The organism is Achromobacter sp. ISS7 (assembly GCF_056523125.1).
Window position 1 is genome coordinate 4321670 of the sequence record NZ_JAWRZD010000001.1, and the last position, 20801, is coordinate 4342470.

Genomic DNA, 20801 nt, shown 5'->3' on the forward strand with positions numbered 1-20801 from the left:
GCCTTCCGCCCGCCGCCGTCTTTTCGTGGAGTTGACATGCGATACGTTGCCCGCGCGTTTCCCCTTGCCGCCGTCGTCTCGGCCACCCTCTTGCTGGCCGCCTGCGGCGGCGCCGGCCAGCGGCCCGGCACCTACAAGATGACTACCCCCACGCCACCGCAAATCCTGACCCCGGCCCAGGTCGAGACCCGCATCGGCGCGCTCAAGTTCTTCGATGGCGTGCCCACCCCGGAGACCGCCGGCAAGGTGTTCGACAACCTCGATTTCCTTCGCGGCGTCGAAGCCTTCCTGAACGGCATTCCGGGCGCCTCGATGGTCGCGATCCGCGCCGGCCTGCGCGAGGCCGGCGCCACCGGCGGCACCGTCGGCATATTCGAATCGCTGATGGACTCGCGCTCGCTGTTCCTCACCGCCAATACCGAGACCGTCTACTTCTGGAACTGGATGGACTTGAAGGACGGACCGGTGGTGGTCGAAACGCCGCCCAACATCCTGGGCGTGGTCGACGATTTCTGGTTCCGCTATGTGACCGACATGGGCAACGCCGGTCCCGACAAAGGCAAGGGCGGCCGCTACCTGTTCGTGCCACCCGGCTATCAGGGACCGCTGCCGCAGACGGGCTACTTCGTGGTGCATTCACCGACCTACGGCAACCTGCTGTTCGGCCGCGCCTTCATGCAGAACGGCGACCCGGCGCCCGGCGTGCACGCCGTCAAGGCAGGTTTCAAGGTCTATCCCTACGCGCAGGCCGGCGCGCCGCCCGCGACCCGCTTCATCGACCTGTCGGGCCGCGTGATGAACACCATCCACGCCAACGACTACACCTTCTTCGACGAGGTGAACCAGATCATCCAGGAAGAGCCGGCCGGCGCGTACGGGCCCGATATGACCGGTATCTACGCCGCCATCGGCATGCGCAAGGGCCAGCCGTTCGCGCCAGACCCCCGCATGAAGGCCATCCTGACCGACGCGGTCGCCGTGGGCAACGCCACCGCCCGGGCGATCGACTTCGCCAACCGCGACCCGGCCACCCGCATCTATCCCGACCGGCACTGGAACACGCCGTTCGTCGGTGGCAGCTACCAGTGGCTCAACGAAGGCGCGCGCAACTTCGACGCCCGCACCATGTTCTTCTACGCCGCCACCATCGACACGCCCGCCATGGCGGTCGCGATGCCGGGCATCGGCTCGCAATACGCGGCCGCCAACTACGACGCCAAGGGCCGGCCGTTCGACGGCGGCAAGACCTACGTGCTGCGGGTGCCGCCCAAGGTGCCGGTCAAGGACTTCTGGTCGGTGGTGGTCTATGACACGCAGACCCGCTCGATGCTGCAGACCGACCAGCCCTTTCCCAGCCTGTCGAGCGAAAAGCAGATCGACGTCAACCCTGACGGTTCGGTGGACGTCTATTTCGGTCCGCGCGCGCCTGCCGGCAAGGAACGCAACTGGATCCAGACCATTCCCGGAAAAAGCTGGATGACCATCTTCCGCCTCTACGGCCCGCTGCAACCCTGGTTCGACAAGAGCTGGAAGCTCAACGATTTCGAAGAAATTCCGATGCCATGATGTCAGGCACATGTACGTCCCCCTCGACAGGACATTGACCATGCACAAGACCTTCGTCGCCGGGCTCGCCCTGGCCTGCGCCGCCGCCGTGCAGGCGCACGACACCCCCGCCTACCGCTTCGAGCGCGGCTACCCCACGCCCGCCACCTCGCAGCAGGTGCGCACCGACCAGACGCTGCAACGCGCGCTGGTGGCCTATCGCTATTGGTACCCCACGGTATCGATGGAAGGCATCTTCAACGGCAACCGCGCCGTCGGCATTGCCGACGGCCAGCAATGGGGTATCGCTGCGGCCGGTCCACGCCAGGTGGGTTTCACGCTCAACTCCGACACGCCCTACGGCTCGGCGGTGATCGACCTGTCGCAAGGCCCCGTGGTGATCGAGCTGCCCCCAGGCCCCTACATCGGCCTGGTCAACGATCACAACCAGGGTTGGGTGCAGGACCTGGGCCTGCCCGGCCCCGACGCCGGCAAGGGCGGCAAGCATGTGGTGCTGCCACCCGGTTACGCCGGCCCCGTGCCGGCGGGCTACCACGCCGGCCGCTCGGCCACGCTGCAGAACCTGCTCGCGCTGCGCGCCATGCCGGTAGGCGGCGACCTGCCCAAGGCCATGGACGCGCTGCGCGCGGTCAAGATCCACGCGCTCGCCGCCGACGGCCAGGCCACGCCCGCGCTCACGCCGGTCGACACCACGCAGATGAAGCTCGACAGTTCGTCGCTGAAATGGGAAGACAACTTCCAGTTCTGGGAAATACTGGACCGCATCATCCAGCAGGAGCCCGTGGACCCGCGCGCCCGCGCCATGTATGGCCTGCTGGCGGAGTTCGGCATCGAGAAAGGCAAACCCTTCAAGCCCGACCTGAAACTGCGCGAGACTCTCACGCACGCCGCTCGCCTCGGACGCGACCAGATGCTGGTGGCCGCGTTCGACAGCGATCGCCCCGACCGCAAGGCCTGGCCCGATCGCCAGTGGGAATGGGTCGGCCTGGTGCCCGGCAGCGCGCAGTTCGAAACCCTCGCCGGCATCGACCTGGACGCGCGTGACCGCTGGTTCGCGCAGGCCATCGTCACCTCGCCCGCCATGTTCCGGCGCGACCCGGGCGCGGGCTCGCTGTACTGGCTGGGCGCGCGCGACGCGCAGGGTGCCTATCTCGACGGCGGCAAGCAATACACGCTGACGTTGCCGCAACCGGTGCCGGGCAAGCTGTTCTGGTCGGTCACCCTGTACGACAGCAAGACGCGCTCGCAGGTCCAGACCACGCAGGACAAGGCCGCGTTGCGCTCGCTGTTCGAACTGAAGGACGTCGACACCAGCAAGCCGCTGACCCTGTACTTCGGCCCCAAGGCGCCGGCCGGCCAGGAGGGCCGCTGGATCCAGACCAACCCGGGCCAGGGCTGGTTCGCCTACATCCGCATCTACGGCCCCGAAGCGGCGGCCTTCGACAAGAGCTGGAAACCGGGCGACTTCACGCGCCAATGACGCGGGATGGGCGCGGCCCGGCGGCATCTCCCCGCCAGGCCCCGAAGGGTCTGGCGGGGAGATGCCGCATCACTCGACCTGGAAGGTCTTGACGGTCATGGTCGCCGTCGATCCTGCGGTGACCGCTTCCACGATCATCGCGATGCCGAACTGGCGCAGGAACACCCGGCGGGTCTTGCGGAACTGCACGCCGCTGTCGCGCGTCTGCACGCAGCTCAGGTCGATGGCCTGCCCGCGAATCTGCGGATGCAGGCGGCTCGCGGGGTAATTCGTGCCGCTGGTGCACGTCACCGTCTGCCTCGGCCCCGACACCAGCACGCCTTCGCGGCCGGCGCCGGCCTCGAACGTGAAGGTGCCGTTCTCCGGAATATTGGCCAGGTCTCCCGGCCATTGCTCGATGCTGCGCACCGTCAGGCGCGGCGGCATGTAGGTGACGTTGAACGGACCGCTCTGATCGATCAGCCAGGCCACATTGCGATAGCTGAGCGCCACCAGGTAATCGACCGGCAGGCCGTTGCGCTTGCCGATGTGGACGTTGCGCACCGTGCCGTCGTCGCGATCGTTGTAGAAGGTGGATTCGAATTCGCTGTCGAGGGACTGGTTGCCGGCGCCGACGATGTGCGTGGCTCCGGTGAAGACCAGCTTGCGGAATCCCAGCGGCTGCGACCCCGGCGCCGGCAGCCTGGCGCGCACGCTGGGCGCCAGCGCGGTGATCGACAAGGCGCGCGCCGAGTAGGCATCGGCATTGCCCGCCACTTCCTTGATCGGCGTGAGCGACACGCATCCGGTCAACAGGGCCGCGCCGGACAGGGCCAACACACCGGTAATTCTGGAAAACGTCACGGTACGCATGGGACGCACACTCCGCCTTTCATCAAAATGTAAGCAAACGTTAAGGGTCGCTCATTCTGCAGGAAATGCGTCGCGACAGCCAGCGCGATCGACAGGGGGCCGCCGGATCGGCCCAAATCGAAGTGAGCCGCTGCGGCTACTTCACCTGGACCGCCGTGACCGTCATGGTGGTAGCCGTTCTGGCTGTCGTGATTTCGGTGGTGATGGTGAGGCCGAATTGGCGCAGGAACACATAACGCAGCTTGCGCACCGGCACGCCGTTCTCGCTCGTCTCGACGCAATTCAGGTCGATCGCCTGCCCCGGCAACTGCGCCAGCACCCGGCTGGCCGGGAAGTCGGCACCGCTGGTGCAGGTCAGCGTCTGCCTGGGCCCGGTCCGCTGCCCCTCCCATCCGCCCTCGCTCTCGAGCGTGAAACGGGCATTTTCGGGCGGATTCGCCAACACGTCACCCGGCCATTGCTCGATGCTGCGCACCGTCCAGCGCGGCGGCACGTGCGCGGCCTTGAAACCACCGCCCTGATGCATCAGCAACGCCAGGCTGCGATAGTTGAGCGCCATCACGTAGTTGACCGGCAGGCCGTTGAGTTTGCCGATATAGATACTGCGCAACGTGCCGTCGTCGCGGTCGTTGTGGAAAGTCAGTTCGTACTCGCTGTCCACCGCGACGTGGTCGATGCCGACCGTATGCTGGGTGCCCATCAGCCGCAACGTGCGAAATCCCATCGGCTGCGTGCCCGCCGCCGGCAGCCTGGCCCGCACGCTGGCCGGCAACGCATCGGGCGACAGGGCGCGCGCGGTATAGGCGTCGGCGTTGAGCGCGACTTCGCGCGTCGATACGGGTTGGGCGCAGCCGGCCGACACGGCCACGGCGGCCAGCACGGCCAGTCTGGAAATCGTCTCGATACGCATGGGATGGGCTCCACTTCAGGCAACAGGCAGGCAAACGCCAAGGCGTGGTGCATTCTGCGGGAGCCTCCCGGCATCAACCAGACTTTGGCAATGATTGGCAATCATTGCCCGGCGTCGGATCCTCCGGCTTGAACCATGCGGGCCACGAGCTGCGATGCCTGTCGCCCGCTTCGATACCGGGAATCAACGTCTGCGCCAGCGCAGGCAACTGATCCGCGGACTTGGCGATCCGGTACTTGACGCTGTGCACGCATTCCCGGTCGCCGAATTCGCAACGATTGAGCCGGGTGCCGCCACAGGGCCCGTTCGCCAGGCCCTTGGGACAGGTCTCGGGGCAGACGTAGAGTGTGTCCTGCAAGCGGCAGGTCCCGCAGGTTTCACAGCCGACCAGCGGCCGCTTGAGCGTCCGTTCGACCGCGTGCAGCGCCTGCGCCGCCACGCCGGTTTTCCAGAACGGCCGCGTCACACTCCAGCCAAAGGCGCTGCCGAGCCATCCCGTGCGATTGAAGAGCTGTTCATGCACCGTGGAAAGCAGCGCATAACGCAGGCGCTCCCCAGGCGTGGCGGCGACATCGGATTGCCCCAGCGCCCACGTGTCGGTATCAGGGGCGAAGCACACCTCGGGCATCCCGGGCATCCGCCAACTCGCCTGCCATCGCTCGACCCAATCGGACAGCGAAGTCACCGCGTCGCGCTGCCGGGCGATCGCCTGCTCCAGCGACAGCAGTTCGTCCAGCGTATGCACCCCGGACAGATGCACCCCGGCATACCCCATCCATTGCAGGCCCACGATCTGCAGCGCCAGGCGATCGAGGCTGCGTGCGCTGGCATGGGCGGGAGATAGCTGTTGCTCCCTGTGCAGCAATTCGCGCATGGCGTCGGTGATGACGATGCCGGGCACGTCCTGCAACACCGCCGCGCGCCTTGCGGTCAGTTGCATCACACAGGCCAGCATGGGCTTGCCGCGGCCCTGCGCGCGCATCCAGGCTTGGGCTTCGAGATGCTTGGCTGCGTCGAAACCCAGTTGCAGGGTCAGGAAATCCGCGCCGGCCAGCAGTTTCTTCTGCGCCTTCAGGTACTGCGCGGCGCCTTCTTCCTCGCGGTACTTGAACGGGTTCAGCGCCGCGCCCAGCAGCCAGTCCGGGCCGTGCTCGCGGGCAATCTGCAGCGCGGGCACCGACTCCAGATAGCGCACCGGCGCCTGGCCCGGCTGGTGGCCGGGCAGGCGATCGCCACTGAGCACCAACAGTTGCTTCAGGCCGCGCGCCTGCATCGCCGCCATCTGGCGCAGCAAGTCCGCGCGCTCGCGATCCTTGCCTGAAAAATGCAGCAGGCAGGCCGGGGGATCGTCCAACGCTGCCGCGCCCTCCAGGGGGCTCAAGTCCGAATGCAGGCCGACGCGATCGGCGAAGGCCGGCAGCAACGGCCAGCCGGCCAGGTGCCCGCGCCGCACGATCGGCTCGAGCGCGGCAAGGCGCGCAGGGGAATGTTGAGGAATGACCTCCAGCACGCAGGCGAAGCGTCCTTCGTCCAGCGCCTGTTTCAATGAACTCAAGACAGCTCGATACCGTGGGAAGCAGGGGAAAACCGCGCCGCCTCAAGCCGATGCGGATGACGCCCAGCGCGGCAAACGCTCAAGCCGCGTCATGCGCGGCCATGTTGCGATACTGCCCTTTGAAATACAGCAAAGGCCGCGTGGCGGTGGCGTCTTGCAGATCCAACGCCTTCACTTCGCCAATCACGATCACATGATCGCCCGCGGCGTATTCCGCATGGATCTCGCAATCGATCCAGTGCAGGCTGCCGGCAATGAGCGGATTACCCAGCGGCGATTCCTGCCAGTCGATGCCGAGCCACTTGTCCGTGCCGCGGCGGGCGAACTGGTTGGACACCTCGACCTGCGCATCCGACAGGATGTTCACGGCGAACCGGCCCGCCTGGCGAATCTTCGGATAGCTGGCCGAATTGGACATCACGCTGAACGACACCAGCGGCGGACTCATCGACACGCTGTGGAACGACTGGCAGGTAAAGCCGATCGGCTCGCCATCGATGTGGGTGGTGACCACCGTGATACCGGACGCGTAGTGCCCGAGCGCTTCACGAAAGCGCAACGGCTCGATGGCAGGACTGGGGAGTGACATGGTAGGTACAGCCAAATGCTGGCGACTGGGTGCAGCGCGAATGCGACGTAGGGCCTTGCGAATCTGGCCGTCGCAAGCAGCTTGCGACGGCCAGATTCCGTCTCGAAATCAGTTCGAGAGTTCGTTGCGGACGATTTCCGCGCCTGCGCTCAGCGAGCTCAGCTTGGCGCGCGCGATCGCACGGGACAGCGGCGCCATGCCGCAGTTGGTGCACGGATAGAGCTTGTCGGCGTCCACGAACTGCAGCGCCTTGCGCAGCGTGTTGGCCACTTCCTCGGGGGTTTCAATGGTGTTGGACGCCACGTCGATGGCGCCCACCATCACCTTCTTGCCGCGGATCAGTTCGATCAGCTCCATCGGCACGTGGGAGTTGTGGCACTCCAGCGAGACGATGTCGATATTGGACTTCTGCAGCTTGGGGAAGGCTTCTTCGTATTGCCGCCATTCCGAGCCCAGCGTCTTCTTCCAATCCGTGTTGGCCTTGATGCCGTAGCCATAGCAGATGTGGACGGCGGTTTCGCACTTCAGCCCTTCGATGGCGCGTTCCAGCGTGGCGACGCCCCAGTCGTTGACCTCGTCAAAGAAGACGTTGAACGCGGGTTCGTCGAACTGGATGATGTCGACGCCGGCGGCCTCGAGTTCCTTGGCTTCCTGGTTCAGGATCTTGGCGAATTCCCAGGCCAGTTTTTCGCGGCTCTTGTAGTGATCGTCGTACAGCGTATCGATCATCGTCATGGGACCCGGCAGGGCCCACTTGATCGGCTGCTTGGTCTGCTGGCGCAGGAACTTGGCATCCTCGACGAACACCGGCTTCTTGCGGGCAACCGCGCCCATCACCGTCGGCACGCTCGCGTCATAGCGATCACGGATGCGAACGGTCTTGCGGTTCTCGAAATCGACGCCGTCCAGGTGCTCGATGAACGTGGTCACGAAGTGCTGGCGCGTCTGTTCGCCATCGCTGACGATGTCGATGCCCGCGTGTTGCTGTTCCTGCAGCGACAGGCGCAGGGCATCCTGTTTGCCCTCGAGCAGTCCGCCATCCTGCAATTTCCAGGGCGACCACAGGGTCTCGGGCTCAGCCAGCCAGCAGGGTTTCGGCAGGCTGCCGGCGGTGGAGGTGGGAAGCAGTTTTTTCACAATGATGACCTGATGCGCTGATTAATCAAAGAGGAGTGGCCGCGGACCACTGTTCAAGAATCGTCTGGTAGGGCTTGATGAATTGCTCTTCCACAAACCTGCCCTGCTCGACAGCCAGCCGACTACGTTCCTCTCGATCGTAGACAATCCGGGTCAACGAATAATCCTGGTGCTTCAGACTGGGTTGGTAGGATTTCCCCGCGCCCGAATTCGCGTTGTAGATCTCGGGGCGGTAAATCTTCTGGAAGGTATCCATCGTGCTGATGGTGCTGATCAGCTCGAGATTGGTGTAATCACCCAGCAGATCGCCCGTGAAATAGAACGCCAGCGGCGCGGCGCTGTTCGGCGGCATGAAGTAGCGAACCTTCATCCCCATTTTCTTGAAGTACTCGTCAGTCAGGGAATACTCATCCTGCTGGTACTCGACACCCAGCACCGGATGCTGGTTTTCCGTCCGCTGGTAGACCTTGCTGCTCGAGACGCTCAGGCAGATGACGGGCGGCTTGTTGAAGTTTTCCTTGTAGGTGCTGGAGTTCACGAAGCTCTTGAACAGCTTGCCATGCAGGTCGCCGAAACCTTCCGGGGCGCTGAATTGGGGCTGATCCTTGTTGTGCTCCAGCAGCACCACGCTGAAGTCGTAGTCCCGCACGTACGAGGAGAAATTGTTCCCCACGATGCCCTGGATACGCTCGTTGGTCTTGCGATCGACGATGTTCGTCTTCAGGATCTCGATCAGGGGCAGCGCATTGCCGCTGCTTTCGCCGTCGATACTCAATTCGACCGAAATGATTTCAAGTTCGACGCCGTAACGGTCGCCCTTGGGGTTGTCCCAATGCGCCAGCGCATTGAAACGGTTATCGATCATCCTGAGCGTGTTGCGCAGATTTTCCTGGCGGCTTTCGCCTCGCGCCAGATTGGCGAAGTTGGTCGTGATTCGCGTATTGTCGGCGGGACGATAATCTTCGTCGAAACAAATACTCTTGATGGAAAATGCGAACTCTTTACTCATTTTGATCCAGCGCCCAAATTTCTCAGATAAAACCCGCGTTATTTCCTGCTTTTCATTATTTCCAATATTTTTTGGATTTTTTTGATTAAGCAGTATTGACAGCATCGATATTCGGGTCGTATTTTATGCCGGGCCTTGTATGAATAATAATGATTTAATTTCCATGAAATCATTAGTTTCGCTCATGGTGATGCGCCCGGCCTGAACCGGGCTCGCGGCCAGGCCTCCGCCTCCCGCACGCCACGGCCATCCCTCCTCGCACACGTTCGTCATCGGCATGCCGCGTCCCCGCCTGGGCAGGCGCGACGGCTCCACGCACTCGACATGAAAAAAGGGCCGCGAATGCGGCCCTTCCGGATCCCGGTCCACACGCATCGTCCCGGGAACGATGCGTGGCCAGCGGCTTACTCCACCGTCACGCTCTTGGCCAGGTTACGCGGCTTGTCCACGTCCGTGCCACGGGCGCAGGCCGTGTGGTACGACAGCAGTTGCAGCGGCACGGTGTGCAGGATCGGCGACAGCTTGCCGTAGTGCTCGGGCATGCGGATCACGTGCATGCCTTCGGCGCTCTGGATCTTGCTGTCGGCATCGGCGAACACGTACAGCTCGCCGCCGCGCGCGCGCACTTCCTGCATGTTGGACTTCAGCTTTTCCAGCAGCTCGTCCTTGGGCGCGATGGTGACCACGGGCATGTGCTCGGTCACCAGGGCCAGCGGGCCGTGCTTGAGTTCGCCGGCCGGATAGGCCTCGGCGTGGATGTAGCTGATTTCCTTGAGCTTGAGCGCGCCTTCCAGCGCGATCGGGTAGTGCATGCCGCGGCCCAGGAACAGCGCGTTTTCCTTGGAGGCGAAGCGGTCGGCCCAGGCCATGATCTGCGGTTCCAGCGCCAGCACCGAGCCGATGGCCACGGGCAGGTGGCGCAGCGCCTTCAGGTGCTCGGCTTCCTGCTCCTCGGTCAGGCGGCCGCGCACCTGCGCCAGCGCCAGCGTCAGCAGGAACAGCGCGGTCAGCTGCGTGGTGAAGGCCTTGGTCGAGGCCACGCCGATTTCGACGCCGGCGCGCGTGATGTACGACAGCTTGCACTCGCGCACCATGGCGCTGGTGGACACGTTGCAGATGGTCAGCGTGTTTTCCATGCCCAGCGAACGGGCGTGCTTGAGCGCGGCCAGGGTGTCGGCGGTCTCGCCCGACTGCGAGATCGTCACCACCAGCGAGCGCGGGTTCGGCACGCTGTCGCGGTAGCGGTATTCGCTGGCGATTTCGACGGCCACCGGGATCTTGGCGATCGATTCGATCCAGTACTTGGCGGTCAGGCCGGCGTAGTAGCTGGTGCCGCAGGCCAGGATCAGCAGCGAGTCGATGTCCTTGAAGATCTTGTAGGCGTCGTCGCCGAACAGCTCGGGCGTGATGGACTCGATGTCCTGCAGCGTGTCGCCGACGGCGCGCGGCTGCTCGAAGATTTCCTTCTGCATGTAGTGGCGGTAGGGGCCAAGCTCGGCCGCGCCCGTGTGCACGTGCACCGTGTGCACTTCGCGCTTCACGTTCTTGCCGTTGGCATCCACGATCCAGACGCGCGCCAGCTGCAGGTCGACGACGTCGCCGTCTTCCAGGTAGATGATCTGGTCGGTGGTGCCGGCCAGCGCCAGCGCGTCCGAGGCCAGGAAGTTCTCGTTCTGGCCCACGCCCACCACCAGCGGCGACCCCTGGCGCGCGCCGACCACGCGGTGCGGCTCATCACGGCAGAACACGGCGATGGCGTAGGCGCCATGCAGGCGGCGCACGGCATTCTGCACGGCCTCGAACAGGTCGCCGGCGTACAGGTGGTTGACCAGGTGCGCGATCACTTCGGTGTCGGTCTGGCTTTCGAACACGTAGCCCACGGCCTGCAACTCGGCGCGCAGTTCGTCGTGGTTCTCGATGATGCCGTTGTGCACCAGCGCGATGCGCGGCTCGTCGTTGCCCAGGCGCGAAAAGTGCGGGTGGGCGTTGTGGGTGGCCGGCACGCCGTGCGTGGCCCAGCGGGTGTGGGCGATGCCGGTGAAGCCTTGCACCTTGTCCTGGGCGATCTGTTCGGCCAGCTCGGCCACGCGCTGGGTGCTGCGCGTACGGCGCAGGTGGCCGTCGGCATACACGGCGACGCCGCAGGAGTCATAGCCACGGTATTCCAGCCGCTTCAGGCCTTCGACCAGGATCGGGGTGATGTCGCGCTGGGCGACGGCGCCAACAATGCCACACATAGGAGAGACTCCTGAAAGTTCGAGTACGGAACGCATTGTGCGCGCACCGCCAAGAAATTTGATTTCTTTATCTGCTCATATTTGACAGTTTATTCACTTACATATTTGTGATTAAATAATATTTCACCAATCATGGATTAGTGAATTAATCATGCAAAACCCGCCGCTTTCCCCACCCGAATTGGATGATCTGGACCTGCGCATCCTGGAACAGCTGCAGGACGACAATTCGCTGACCAACCAGGAAATCGCCTCGCGCGTGCACGCCTCGCCGCCAACCTGCCTGCGGCGGGTGCGGCGCCTGGTGGAAGAAGGGGTGATCGCGCGCCAGGTGGCCATCCTGGCGGCCGAGAAGCTGGGCAGCACGCTGACCGCCATCGTCGAGATCACGCTGGACGTGCAGGCGGCCGAAAGCCTGGACGCCTTCGAACAGATCATGCTGGCCGAGCCGGCGGTGCTGCAGTGCTACCGCGTGTCGCCGGGGCCGGATTTCGTGGTGATCGCGCAGGTCAGGGACATGCCCGCCTATCACGCGCTGGCGCACCGCGCCTTCACCGCGCACGCCAACGTGCGCAACGTGCGCACGTTCTTCTCGGTGCATCGCGCCAAGTTCGAGACCCGCATCGACTTGCGGGCGCCGTAGCGACGCGCCTCAGCGGGCCGCCAGCAGGCGCTCGAACTGCGCCAGGTAGCGGTTGCCCATCTTCTGCACGTCGTGCTCGTCGCGCACGTAGTCATAGGCGCGATCGGTGATTTCCTGGCGGAACGCGGCGTCGTCCAAGCAGCGCGCCATGCCCTGCGCCATGGCATGGAAGTCGGCCACCGCGCACAGCACGCCGCGGCCGTCGGCCAGGCTTTCCTTCAGGCCGCCGGCATCGGTGGACACCACCGGCACGCGTTGCAGGAAGGCATCCAGCACGCTGCTGCCCAGCGCCTCTTCCTCGGAGCTCATCACGAACACGTCGAGGATGCTGTAGAAGTCCTCGACGCCCTTGCGAAAGCCCGCGAAGCGGTAGACGTCCTCGACCCCCAGCGCGCGCGCCTCGTCGCGCGCCTGCTGTTCACGGTCGCCGCCGGCGCCGAAATGCAGGAAGACGAAGTCACGCCGAGTCCTGGCCAGTTCGGCCACCGCGCGCACCAGCGTCACCGGATCCTTGTCGCGGATCAGCGCGGCCGACGTAGCCATGACCTTCTTGCCTTCCAGGCCGAACTCGCGCACCAGCGCGGCGACGTTTTCCTGGTTGATCTGGTGCGGCTCGACCGCGCTGCGGATGATGACCGGGTCCAGCCCCAGGCGCCGCGGCTCGCTCGCGGCCATGTCGCTGATGGCCACGAACAGGTCGGTGCGGCGCCACTTGAAGCCGGTCTTCCATTCCTCGTTGGGCTTGACCACGAACGAGGTGCGGCGCGAGAACGCCACCGGGCGGCGGTGCAGCCATTTGGTCAGCACCGCCCAGGTGATGGTGTTGGCGGTCTGGGCGTGGATGATGTCGTAGCCGCTGCCCGCCCGCGCCAGGAACGCCAGCTGCGCCGGCACGTTGCGGACGGTGTGCGCCACGAAGCCCTCCTGGCGCACGCGTTCGGCCAGGGGGCCGCCTTCGCGGCACAGCACTTCGACCTGGTGGCCGGCATTGCGGAACGCGCGCATGCAGTACAGCGTCTGGCGTTCGCCGCCGCGCCAGCCTTTCTCGAAGTTCAGCTGCAGGATCTTCATGCGCGGCCGATGCCCGAATACTCGAAGCCCTGGGCGCGCACGTCGGCCGGCGTGTAGAGGTTGCGGCCGTCGATGATGAGCGGCGTCTTGAGCAGGGCCTTGACGCGGTCGAAGTCGGGCGCGCGGAAGACCTTCCATTCGGTGGCGATCAACAGCGCGTCGGCGCCGTCGAGCGCGTCGTACATGTCGGTGGCGAAGCTCACGCCCGGCTGGCCGGCCAGCACGCGGCCGGCCTCGTGCATGGCCACCGGGTCATAGGCGCGCACGCTGGCGCCGCGCCGCGTCAGCTCGGCGATCACGGTCAGGCTGGGCGCCTCGCGCATGTCATCGGTATTGGGCTTGAACGACAGGCCCCACAGCGCGAACTTGCGGCCGCTCAGGTCCTCGCCGTAGCGCGCCACCAGCTTTTCCGACAGGCGGAACTTCTGCGCGTGGTTGGCGGCCTCGGCCGCCACGATGACGCGCATCGGCAGCGCATTCTCGGCGGCGGTGTTGACCAGCGCCTGCACGTCCTTGGGGAAGCACGAACCGCCGTAGCCGGCGCCCGGATACAGGAAGTGGTAGCCGATGCGCGGATCGGCGCCGATGCCGCGGCGCACCTGCTCGATGTCGGCGCCCAGCGCCTCGGCCAGGTTGGCCATCTCGTTCATGAACGAGATGCGGGTGGCCAGCATGGCGTTGGCGGCGTACTTGGTCAGCTCGGCCGAGCGCACGTCCATCACCATCAGGCGGTCGTGGGTGCGCTGGAACGGCTCGTAGATGCGGCGCATGACGCCGATGGTGTAGTCGTCGTCGGCGCCGACGATGACGCGGTCGGGGCTCATGAAGTCGTTGATCGCCGCGCCTTCCTTCAGGAATTCGGGGTTGGACGCGACGCTGAACGGCACCTCGACGCCGCGCGCGGCCAGTTCCTGCTCGACCTCGGCGCGCACCTTGTCGGCGGTGCCGACCGGCACGGTGGACTTGTCCACGATCAGCTTGCGGGTGGTCATGTGGCGGGCGATGTTGCGGGCCGCGGCCAGCACGTACTTCAGGTCGGCCGAGCCGTCCTCGCCCGGCGGCGTGCCGACGGCGATGAACTGCACGTCGCCGAAGGCCACGCTCTGCGCCACGTCATCGGTGAAATGCAGCCGGCCAGCCTGCACGTTGCGCCGCACCAGGTCTTCCAGGCCCGGCTCGTAGATCGGAATGCCGCCCTGGCGCAGCAGGGCGATCTTGGCCGCGTCCACGTCCAGGCACATGACGTCGTTGCCCATGTCGGCCAGGCACGCCCCCGACACCAACCCTACGTAACCGGTACCCACGACCGTGATCTTCATGCCTGAACGCCTTAAAAATAGGTAATCGTCGCGCCGGGGCATCCCACCCCAGCGCCGGTCGCCATTATAGAAGCGGGCCGGCCGGCGGGTATTGCGCCGGCCCGGCCAGGAGCGGGAGGCGGGTTACGGCGCCCGCAACTTGCTGAAGCGCACCGTGTTCACGACCACCGCCAGGGCGGCGCAGATCGTGCCCAGCACCAGGGCCAGCCCCGGCCCATGGGCCACGCTGACGCTGAAGGCGATCGCCACCAGCGCGGTGCCGAAGCTCTGCCCGAACACCCGGGTGGTGGCCTGCAGCCCGCCCGCCGCGCCGCTGCGCGAACGCGGGGCGGCCGACAGCATGGCGCGGTTGTTGGGCGTCTGGAAGAAGCCGAAGCCGACGCCGGCCACGAACATGCCGGCCATGATCGGCACGTTGCCCACGGCCGCCGGCAACGCCGCCAGCCACAGCATGCCCACCACCATGGTGGCCGCGCCCACGCCGCTCAGGGTGGCGGCGGAATAGCGGTCGGACAGGCGGCCCGCCACCGGCGCGATCAGCGCCGTGCCCACCGGCCAGGCGCCCATCAGCAGGCCGACCTCGAGGTAGGGCCGGCCCAGCACCTGCTGGAAATAGAACGGCAGCGACACATACGACGCCATCTGCGCCGCGAAGGTGCAGGCCGACGCCCCCACCGCGAACGCCAGCGGCCGGATGCGCAGCAGGTCGACCGGCACCAGCGGCGCGGGCTGGCGGCTGGCGCGGCGCATCAGCACCAGGCCGGCCACGGCCGCGATCGCCACCAGGCCGATGCCGCGCAGCAGATCCTCGCCCATCATGTCGATGCCCGTAATGAACACGCCCAGCGTCGCCATGCAGAGCAGGGCGCTGATCCCGTCCAGCTTGACGTCGTTGCGCGGCACTTCGGGCAAGTGGCGCAGGCCGAACATGGCCAGCACGCAGATCGGCAGGTTGACCGCGAAGATCCACGGCCACGGCGCCACCGACAGGATCGCCGAGCCGATGGTGGGCCCCAGCACCGACATCACCGCCACCGTGGTGGCGTTCAGGCTGATTCCCCGGCCCAGCATCTTGAGCGGATAGATATTGCGCACCAGGCCGCCGAACAGGCACATCAGCGTCGCCGCGCCCACGCCCTGGAACACCCGCGCCAGCGTCAGCTGCATCAGCGTGCCGGCCAGCGCGCAGCCCAGCGAGGCCAGCGTGAACAGCACCAGCCCGAACGTGAACATGCGGCGAAAGCCGATGCGCTCGGCCAGCGCCGACAGCGGCAGCAGCATCATCACCACCGCCAGGTTGTAGGCGTTGACCACCCACACCGCCTGCGCCGGCGACGCATTCAGGTCGGCGGCGATGGTCGGCAGGGCGACGTTGGCGATGGTGGTGTCCAGCACTGACAGGCTGATGCCCGTCATGACGGTCGCCGCGGCCCAATAGCGACGCGGGACCGGCAGGCCGTCCGGCGCGGCGGGCTTGGCGCCGCCGGCCGGGGTTTGCGACGCCGGCGGCGTCACGACTTCTTGACCGGCCGTTGCCAACCGTCGATGGTGAGCTGCTTGACGCGCGTCACCGTCAGTTTGTCGGCCGGCGCGTCGCGGGTCAGGGTGGTGCCGGCGCCCAGCGTCGCGCCGCGGCCCACGCGCACCGGGGCCACCAGTTGCGTGTCCGAGCCGATGAAGGCGTCGTCTTCGATGACGGTGCGGTGCTTGTTGACGCCGTCGTAGTTGCAGGTGATGGTGCCCGCGCCCACGTTCACGCGCGCGCCGATGTCGGCGTCGCCGATGTAGGCCAGGTGGTTGGCCTTGCTGTCGGCGCCCAGCACGCTCTTCTTGATCTCGACGAAGTTGCCGACGTGGGTGCGGTCACCCAGCTCGGCGCCCGGGCGCAGGCGGGCGTACGGGCCGATGCGCGCATCGCCGCCGACCTGGGCATCGTGCAGATGGCTGAAGGCCTCGATCTGCGTGCCCGCGCCGATGCTCACGTCGCGCAGCACGCAATGCGGACCCACGCGCACGCCGTCGGCCAGCGTCACCTTGCCCTCGAACACGCAGCCCACGTCGATGAACACGTCACGGCCGCAGGTCAGCGTGCCGCGCACGTCGAAACGCGCGGGATCGGCCAGCGTCACGCCGGCCTCGAGCTGGCGGCGCGCCTGCTCGGCCTGCCAACGGCGCTCCAGTTCGGCCTGCTGCACGCGGCTGTTCACGCCCAGCGTTTCCCAGGACGCGCCCGGCTGGGCCGCGCCCACCGGCACGCCGTCGGTCACGGCCAGGCCGACCACGTCGGTCAGGTAGTACTCGCCCTGGGCGTTGTTGTTGTCGATGCGCGAGAGCCAGTCCTTGAGCTTGGCGGTCGGCGCCACCAGGATGCCGGTGTTGACTTCCTTGATGGCGCGCTCGGCCTCGGAGGCGTCCTTGTGCTCGACGATGCGGCAGACGTTGCCGGCGGCGTCGCGCACGATGCGGCCATAGCCGGTGGAGTCGGCCAGCACTTCGGTCAGCACCGCCGCGCCGGCGCCGCGCGCCTGCAACAGCCCGCGCAGCGTCTCGGGCTGCACCAGCGGCACGTCGCCGTACAGCACCAGGGTCACGTCGTCCTGGCCATCGCCTTCGAGCAGTTGCGGCACGGCCTGCTGGACCGCGTGGCCGGTCCCCTGCTGCGGCTGCTGCAGCGCGAAGCGCAGATCGTCCTGTCCGGAGAAGGCCTGCTTGACGCGGTCGGCGCCATGGCCGACCACCACGATGACGCGGGCCGGCTCCAGTTGGCGGGCGCTGTCCAGCACGTGGGCCAGCATGGGTTTGCCAGCCAGGGTGTGCAGCACCTTGGGCAGGTCCGACTGCATGCGCTTGCCGAGTCCGGCGGCGAGAATCACTACGTTAAGCATAAGTTCCGATGTATCGAAAACGCCCGGGGTCGGCGTAGCGGCCCCGGATCTGGATTGAAAAAGTTCAGGGCTTGCCGTCGGCAGGCCCGGTGTTCTTGGCAGCCGGCTTGGCGGCCGGTTTGCGCGCGGTCTTCCTGGCGGCGGTCTGGCCGCTGGCCTTGGCCGCCTTGGCCGCCGGCTTGACCGCGGCTTGGGGACCGCCCGGCGAGGCCTTGGGCGCCGCCCCCGCATCGGGCGCGGGGCCGCCGCCCGGCATGGACGCGGCCGTGGCCGCGGCGATCTGATTGAACTGCTGCTGCAGCAGGTCCCACCACGCCTTGGACGCGGACTGCGCCGCCGCGCCCATCTGTTCGGTCATGTCCGGCTGCGGCGCCGCCCCGGCCGCCGCGTTCGCATCCTTGTTCCCGTCCTTGGAGGCCGCGGCCGGCGGCTCCTTGGCGGGCTCGCGCTTGGCGGCGGGCGCCGGCTTCAGGCCCAGCACCACCTCCAGCGGCGACGCCGCGCCGCTTTCACGCACGGCGCCCAGGTCCAGGTTGGCGGCCGAGTCGACGAAGGCGCGCAAGGTGCTGATGGTGGAACGCTGCACTTCCATGCCCTGGATCGTGCTGGACAGCATCGACAGGTTCATGCGCAGCCAGTTTTCCACCGAACGCAGTTCCGCGATGCGGCGGTCCAGGTCTTCCAGGTTCATCGGCGGCGCCATCGGCAGGCTGCTCGCCAACCCGCCCGGGCCGGTCAGGCCGGCCCAGGCCTGGCGCATCATTTCCATGCTGGCCAGCAGCGGATTGCCCGACAGGTCGGCATTCTGGCCCATGCCGGGCAGGACGAACGGGTTGCTGTGTTGGTCGCTCATTCCTGGTTCCCCATAGATCGCAAAGGGCTGCCGGCCGGCACGGTCATCCCGGCAGCAGCTGGTTATTCTCCACGCGCACGTGGTCGCCGGACGCAAACGCGAACGGCTGCGCACTGCGGAACTGGCGCGTGCTGCCGTCGTTCATGCGGACCGTGAGCTCGTAGTGCGTCACCGTTTGTTGCTGCCTGATATTACGCTCAACTTCACGGCCTGCCAAAGCGCCGCCCACCGCGCCCAGCACGGTCAGCGCGGTCTTGCCGCTGCCGCCGCCGAACTGGTTGCCGACCACGCCGCCGGCCACGCCACCGGCGATGGTACCGACCAGGTGGTCGCTATTGTCCTTGACCGGTACCTGCACCTGGCGGATGGTCTCCACCACGCCGCAGGTGCGGCAAGCCTGCGCCGCCGGCACGGCCGGCGCGGGCGCGGGCCGGCCCTGGGCCTGGGCCTGGGCCTGGGCCTGGGGCTGCGCCTGGGCCGCGGGCGGCCGCGCGCCCGGGGCTTGCGGCTGGCCGGGTGCGCCAGGCTGGACCGGCGCCAGGTTGGCGCCTTCGGGGCCGGCCTGCGCCAGCGCGGGATCCTCGGGGTGCGGCGTGGCGGACGGCGTGGGCAGCCAGCCGAGCACGGCGGCGACGCCGACCGAACACATGACGATGACCGCGATGGCGGCGGCCGAGACCAGCGGATGCAGACCGCGGCGGGCGGAATCAGACTGGACGGGATTATTCATGACGATGCTCCATCGTTACTAACCGGCAGTGGTATAGCACCCGGATGCGGTTTCGGCATGTTGCGATGGTGACGCTTCTTTGCTGCACCAATGCAATTGGACAGCCCCTGGCATTCGTGGACAATAGGGCCATGGATGCCATTACCTTGCCTCAGATCGAAGCGGCCATCAACTATTGGCGCAACGTCTCGCCGTCGGTCGGCGACGAATCCCGCCTGTGCCCCGAGGCGGCCGCGCTGGCCGCCCCCTATGCCTTGATGATCATGTCGCACCGCCGCGAACTGCCCGCCACGGAAATCGGCGACCAGGCCCGCGACGCGCTGGCCCGCTGGCAGGCGGCTGGCGGCGCATGACGCCGCCGGGCGCGTAGCCCCTCGCCACGGTCCGCCGGCCGCGCAGTCGCGCAGGCGGATCCTGGCAGGCCGCCCCTGGGGCGGCCATCGCGCAATCAGCCCTTGAGCAGGGCCTGGATGTCGTGCACCAGGGCATCGACCCCGATGTTGTTGTTGGCCAGCACCCGTGATTCCCCCTTGCCGTCGAGCAGGTAGAACGCCGCCGTGTGGTCCATGGTGTAGTTGCCGTCCTTGGTCGGCGCCTTGGCGTAATAGGCCTTGAACGAGGCCGCCGCCTTCTTCACCTGGTCCGGCGTGCCGGTCAAACCCAGAAAACGCGGGTTGAACGCCGTTACGTATTGCTTGAGCACTTCGGGCGTGTCGCGCTCGGGATCGACGGTGATCAGCAGCACCTGGACGCGGTCGGCGTCCGGGCCCAGCTTCTTCATCACCTCGGTCAGCTCGGCCAGCGACGTCGGGCAGACGTCCGGGCACTGCGTGAAGCCGAAGAACACCACCACCGCCTTGCCGGCGAAGTCCTGCAAGGTGCGCGTCTTGCCGTTGTAGTCCGACAGCTCCAGGCCGCGGCCCAGCTGGGTGCCGCTGATGTCGCTGCCCTTGAATTGGGGCGCGTTGTCGCCGCAGGCGGCCAGGGCAACGGTGAAAGCGGCGGCCGTGGCCAGGCGCAGGGCCAGGCGTCGGCTGGCGGAAAATACGGACATCGACTTATCTCCAGGGGGTCAGATCAGCGCGACCCAGTGGTCCACCAGCAGGGCGCCGAACAGCAGCGCCAGGTAGAGGATGGAAAAACGGAACATGCTGCGCGCCAGCTCGTCGCTGTAGTTGCGGTACAGCCGCCAGGCGTACGACACGAACATGCCGCCCAGCACCAGCGCCGACGCCAGGTACAGCGCGCCGCTCATGCGGATCGCGGTGGGCAGCAGCGTGGTGGCGACCAGCGCGATGCTGTAGAGCAGGATCTGCAGGCGCGTGAACTGCTGGCCATGCGTCACCGGCAGCATCGGCAGGCCGGCCTTGACGTAGTCATGGTTGCGGTACAGGGCCAGCGCCCAGAAGTGCGGCGGCGTCCAGATGAAGATGATCAGCACCAGCAGCCAGGCCTCGGCCGGCACGGAATCGGCCACCGCCGCCCAGCCCAGCGCGGGCGGCATGGCGCCCGAGAGGCCGCCGATGACGATGTTCTGCGGCGTGCGCGGCTTCAGGATGATGGTGTAGATGACGGCGTAGCCGACGAACGTGGCGAAGGTCAGCCACATGGTGAGCGGGTTGACCAGCGTGTACAGCACGAACATGCCGGCGCCGCCCAGCAGGCCGGACAGGCTCAGCACCTGGAAAGCGGAAATGGTGCCGCGCGCGGTGGCGCGCCGCGCCGTGCGCAGCATGCGCGCGTCGACTTCCTGCTCGATCAGGCAGTTGATGGCGAAGGCGGCCGCGGCCAGCAGCCAGATGCCGAGCGTGCCAAACAGCACGCGGCGCATGTCCGGCACGCCCGGCACCGCCAGGAACATGCCGATCACCGCGCAGAACACCGCCAATTGGGTGACGCGCGGCTTGGTGAGAACGAAATACTGGCGGAGCAATCCGGATTGGGGAGCGGCAAGACTGGTCATCA

General features: G+C 66.7%; 19 protein-coding genes. 4 read left to right on the forward strand and 15 right to left on the reverse strand.

Going from position 1 to position 20801, the window contains the following annotated elements; genetic code table 11:
- The first annotated feature begins 36 nt into the window (after positions 1–36).
- Together AC1HFW_RS19465 and AC1HFW_RS19470 are read left to right on the forward strand one after the other, a co-directional pair.
- Positions 37–1566 carry a DUF1254 domain-containing protein gene (locus tag AC1HFW_RS19465; protein WP_479284986.1) on the forward strand — a complete coding sequence of 510 codons (1530 nt, stop codon included), beginning with the start codon at positions 37–39 and terminating at the stop codon, positions 1564–1566.
- A gap of 40 nt (positions 1567–1606) precedes the next feature.
- Positions 1607–3046, forward strand: a complete 1440-nt coding sequence (locus AC1HFW_RS19470; protein ID WP_479284987.1) for a DUF1254 domain-containing protein — start codon at positions 1607–1609, stop codon at positions 3044–3046.
- Positions 3047–3115: 69 nt separating this feature from the next.
- Here AC1HFW_RS19470 and AC1HFW_RS19475 read toward each other — a convergent pair whose 3' ends face one another.
- From AC1HFW_RS19475 to glmS, 7 genes are all read right to left on the reverse strand, one after another.
- On the reverse strand, positions 3116–3898 hold the full coding sequence (locus AC1HFW_RS19475) for a hypothetical protein (RefSeq protein WP_479284988.1): 783 nt from the start codon (positions 3896–3898) through the stop codon (positions 3116–3118).
- A gap of 136 nt (positions 3899–4034) precedes the next feature.
- On the reverse strand, positions 4035–4808 hold the full coding sequence (locus AC1HFW_RS19480) for a hypothetical protein (protein WP_479284989.1): 774 nt from the start codon (positions 4806–4808) through the stop codon (positions 4035–4037).
- Positions 4809–4881: 73 nt separating this feature from the next.
- Positions 4882–6363, reverse strand: coding sequence for a methylenetetrahydrofolate reductase C-terminal domain-containing protein (locus AC1HFW_RS19485; protein WP_479284990.1), 1482 nt, complete (start codon positions 6361–6363; stop codon positions 4882–4884).
- A 79-nt stretch (positions 6364–6442) separates the two neighbouring features.
- Positions 6443–6952 carry a flavin reductase family protein gene (locus tag AC1HFW_RS19490; RefSeq protein ID WP_035359870.1) on the reverse strand — a complete coding sequence of 170 codons (510 nt, stop codon included), beginning with the start codon at positions 6950–6952 and terminating at the stop codon, positions 6443–6445.
- Between the two features lie 108 nt (positions 6953–7060).
- Complete coding sequence (locus AC1HFW_RS19495) at positions 7061–8089, reverse strand: methionine synthase (protein ID WP_479284991.1); 1029 nt, start codon at positions 8087–8089, stop codon at positions 7061–7063.
- 25 nt (positions 8090–8114) lie between these two features.
- Positions 8115–9098: a DUF1852 domain-containing protein gene (locus AC1HFW_RS19500; protein WP_061072715.1), complete on the reverse strand. Its 984-nt coding sequence runs from the start codon at positions 9096–9098 to the stop codon at positions 8115–8117.
- Positions 9099–9502: 404 nt separating this feature from the next.
- A complete protein-coding gene (glmS, locus tag AC1HFW_RS19505) occupies positions 9503–11335 on the reverse strand; it encodes a glutamine--fructose-6-phosphate transaminase (isomerizing) (protein ID WP_479284992.1) in 1833 nt (610 codons plus the stop codon).
- Between the two features lie 151 nt (positions 11336–11486).
- Here glmS and AC1HFW_RS19510 point away from each other — a divergent pair, with 151 nt between their 5' ends.
- Positions 11487–11978, forward strand: coding sequence for an Lrp/AsnC family transcriptional regulator (locus AC1HFW_RS19510; protein ID WP_479284993.1), 492 nt, complete (start codon positions 11487–11489; stop codon positions 11976–11978).
- Between the two features lie 9 nt (positions 11979–11987).
- On the opposite strand, the gene AC1HFW_RS19515 is transcribed toward AC1HFW_RS19510, so the two are convergent.
- From AC1HFW_RS19515 to AC1HFW_RS19540, 6 genes are all read right to left on the reverse strand, one after another.
- Positions 11988–13049 (reverse strand): glycosyltransferase family 4 protein, encoded by a 1062-nt coding sequence (locus AC1HFW_RS19515; protein ID WP_479284994.1) that lies wholly within the window; start codon positions 13047–13049, stop codon positions 11988–11990.
- On the reverse strand, positions 13046–14368 hold the full coding sequence (locus AC1HFW_RS19520; protein WP_479284995.1) for a UDP-glucose dehydrogenase family protein: 1323 nt from the start codon (positions 14366–14368) through the stop codon (positions 13046–13048). Before AC1HFW_RS19520 ends, AC1HFW_RS19515 begins: the two co-directional genes overlap by 4 nt.
- Before the next feature lie 123 nt (positions 14369–14491).
- Positions 14492–15883 (reverse strand): MFS transporter, encoded by a 1392-nt coding sequence (locus AC1HFW_RS19525; RefSeq protein ID WP_006392383.1) that lies wholly within the window; start codon positions 15881–15883, stop codon positions 14492–14494.
- On the reverse strand, positions 15880–17253 hold the full coding sequence (gene glmU / locus AC1HFW_RS19530; RefSeq protein ID WP_006392382.1) for a bifunctional UDP-N-acetylglucosamine diphosphorylase/glucosamine-1-phosphate N-acetyltransferase GlmU: 1374 nt from the start codon (positions 17251–17253) through the stop codon (positions 15880–15882). Before glmU ends, AC1HFW_RS19525 begins: the two co-directional genes overlap by 4 nt.
- Before the next feature lie 64 nt (positions 17254–17317).
- On the reverse strand, positions 17318–18106 hold the full coding sequence (locus AC1HFW_RS19535) for a PhaM family polyhydroxyalkanoate granule multifunctional regulatory protein (RefSeq protein ID WP_479284996.1): 789 nt from the start codon (positions 18104–18106) through the stop codon (positions 17318–17320).
- Positions 18107–18149: 43 nt separating this feature from the next.
- Positions 18150–18836 (reverse strand): outer membrane lipoprotein, encoded by a 687-nt coding sequence (locus tag AC1HFW_RS19540; RefSeq protein ID WP_061072727.1) that lies wholly within the window; start codon positions 18834–18836, stop codon positions 18150–18152.
- A gap of 131 nt (positions 18837–18967) precedes the next feature.
- Here AC1HFW_RS19540 and AC1HFW_RS19545 point away from each other — a divergent pair, with 131 nt between their 5' ends.
- Positions 18968–19189 carry a DUF3717 domain-containing protein gene (locus tag AC1HFW_RS19545; protein WP_006392379.1) on the forward strand — a complete coding sequence of 74 codons (222 nt, stop codon included), beginning with the start codon at positions 18968–18970 and terminating at the stop codon, positions 19187–19189.
- Between the two features lie 95 nt (positions 19190–19284).
- Here the strand turns inward: AC1HFW_RS19545 and AC1HFW_RS19550 are convergent, their stop codons facing one another.
- The gene (locus tag AC1HFW_RS19550) at positions 19285–19890 is read right to left on the reverse strand and encodes an SCO family protein (RefSeq protein ID WP_479284997.1); all 606 of its coding nucleotides are present in this window, start codon (positions 19888–19890) and stop codon (positions 19285–19287) included.
- Between the two features lie 18 nt (positions 19891–19908).
- Positions 19909–20799, reverse strand: a complete 891-nt coding sequence (cyoE, locus tag AC1HFW_RS19555) for a heme o synthase (RefSeq protein WP_006392377.1) — start codon at positions 20797–20799, stop codon at positions 19909–19911.
- Positions 20800–20801 lie beyond the last annotated feature (2 nt).

Bases quoted from the DNA above. Each gene is read 5' to 3' on its own strand.
- glmS (WP_479284992.1), bottom strand. From the start codon at position 11,335: ATGTGTGGCATTGTTGGCGCCGTCGCCCAGCGCGACATCACCCCGATC.
- AC1HFW_RS19500 (WP_061072715.1), bottom strand. From the start codon at position 9,098: ATGAGTAAAGAGTTCGCATTTTCCATCAAGAGTATTTGTTTCGACGAA.
- AC1HFW_RS19545 (WP_006392379.1), top strand. From the start codon at position 18,968: ATGGATGCCATTACCTTGCCTCAGATCGAAGCGGCCATCAACTATTGG.
- cyoE (WP_006392377.1), bottom strand. From the start codon at position 20,799: ATGACCAGTCTTGCCGCTCCCCAATCCGGATTGCTCCGCCAGTATTTC.
- glmU (WP_006392382.1), bottom strand. From the start codon at position 17,253: ATGCTTAACGTAGTGATTCTCGCCGCCGGACTCGGCAAGCGCATGCAG.
- AC1HFW_RS19510 (WP_479284993.1), top strand. From the start codon at position 11,487: ATGCAAAACCCGCCGCTTTCCCCACCCGAATTGGATGATCTGGACCTG.
- AC1HFW_RS19515 (WP_479284994.1), bottom strand. From the start codon at position 13,049: ATGAAGATCCTGCAGCTGAACTTCGAGAAAGGCTGGCGCGGCGGCGAA.
- AC1HFW_RS19520 (WP_479284995.1), bottom strand. From the start codon at position 14,368: ATGAAGATCACGGTCGTGGGTACCGGTTACGTAGGGTTGGTGTCGGGG.
- AC1HFW_RS19535 (WP_479284996.1), bottom strand. From the start codon at position 18,106: ATGAGCGACCAACACAGCAACCCGTTCGTCCTGCCCGGCATGGGCCAG.
- AC1HFW_RS19540 (WP_061072727.1), bottom strand. From the start codon at position 18,836: ATGAATAATCCCGTCCAGTCTGATTCCGCCCGCCGCGGTCTGCATCCG.
- AC1HFW_RS19550 (WP_479284997.1), bottom strand. From the start codon at position 19,890: ATGTCCGTATTTTCCGCCAGCCGACGCCTGGCCCTGCGCCTGGCCACG.
- AC1HFW_RS19490 (WP_035359870.1), bottom strand. From the start codon at position 6,952: ATGTCACTCCCCAGTCCTGCCATCGAGCCGTTGCGCTTTCGTGAAGCG.
- AC1HFW_RS19475 (WP_479284988.1), bottom strand. From the start codon at position 3,898: ATGCGTACCGTGACGTTTTCCAGAATTACCGGTGTGTTGGCCCTGTCC.
- AC1HFW_RS19465 (WP_479284986.1), top strand. From the start codon at position 37: ATGCGATACGTTGCCCGCGCGTTTCCCCTTGCCGCCGTCGTCTCGGCC.
- AC1HFW_RS19470 (WP_479284987.1), top strand. From the start codon at position 1,607: ATGCACAAGACCTTCGTCGCCGGGCTCGCCCTGGCCTGCGCCGCCGCC.
- AC1HFW_RS19480 (WP_479284989.1), bottom strand. From the start codon at position 4,808: ATGCGTATCGAGACGATTTCCAGACTGGCCGTGCTGGCCGCCGTGGCC.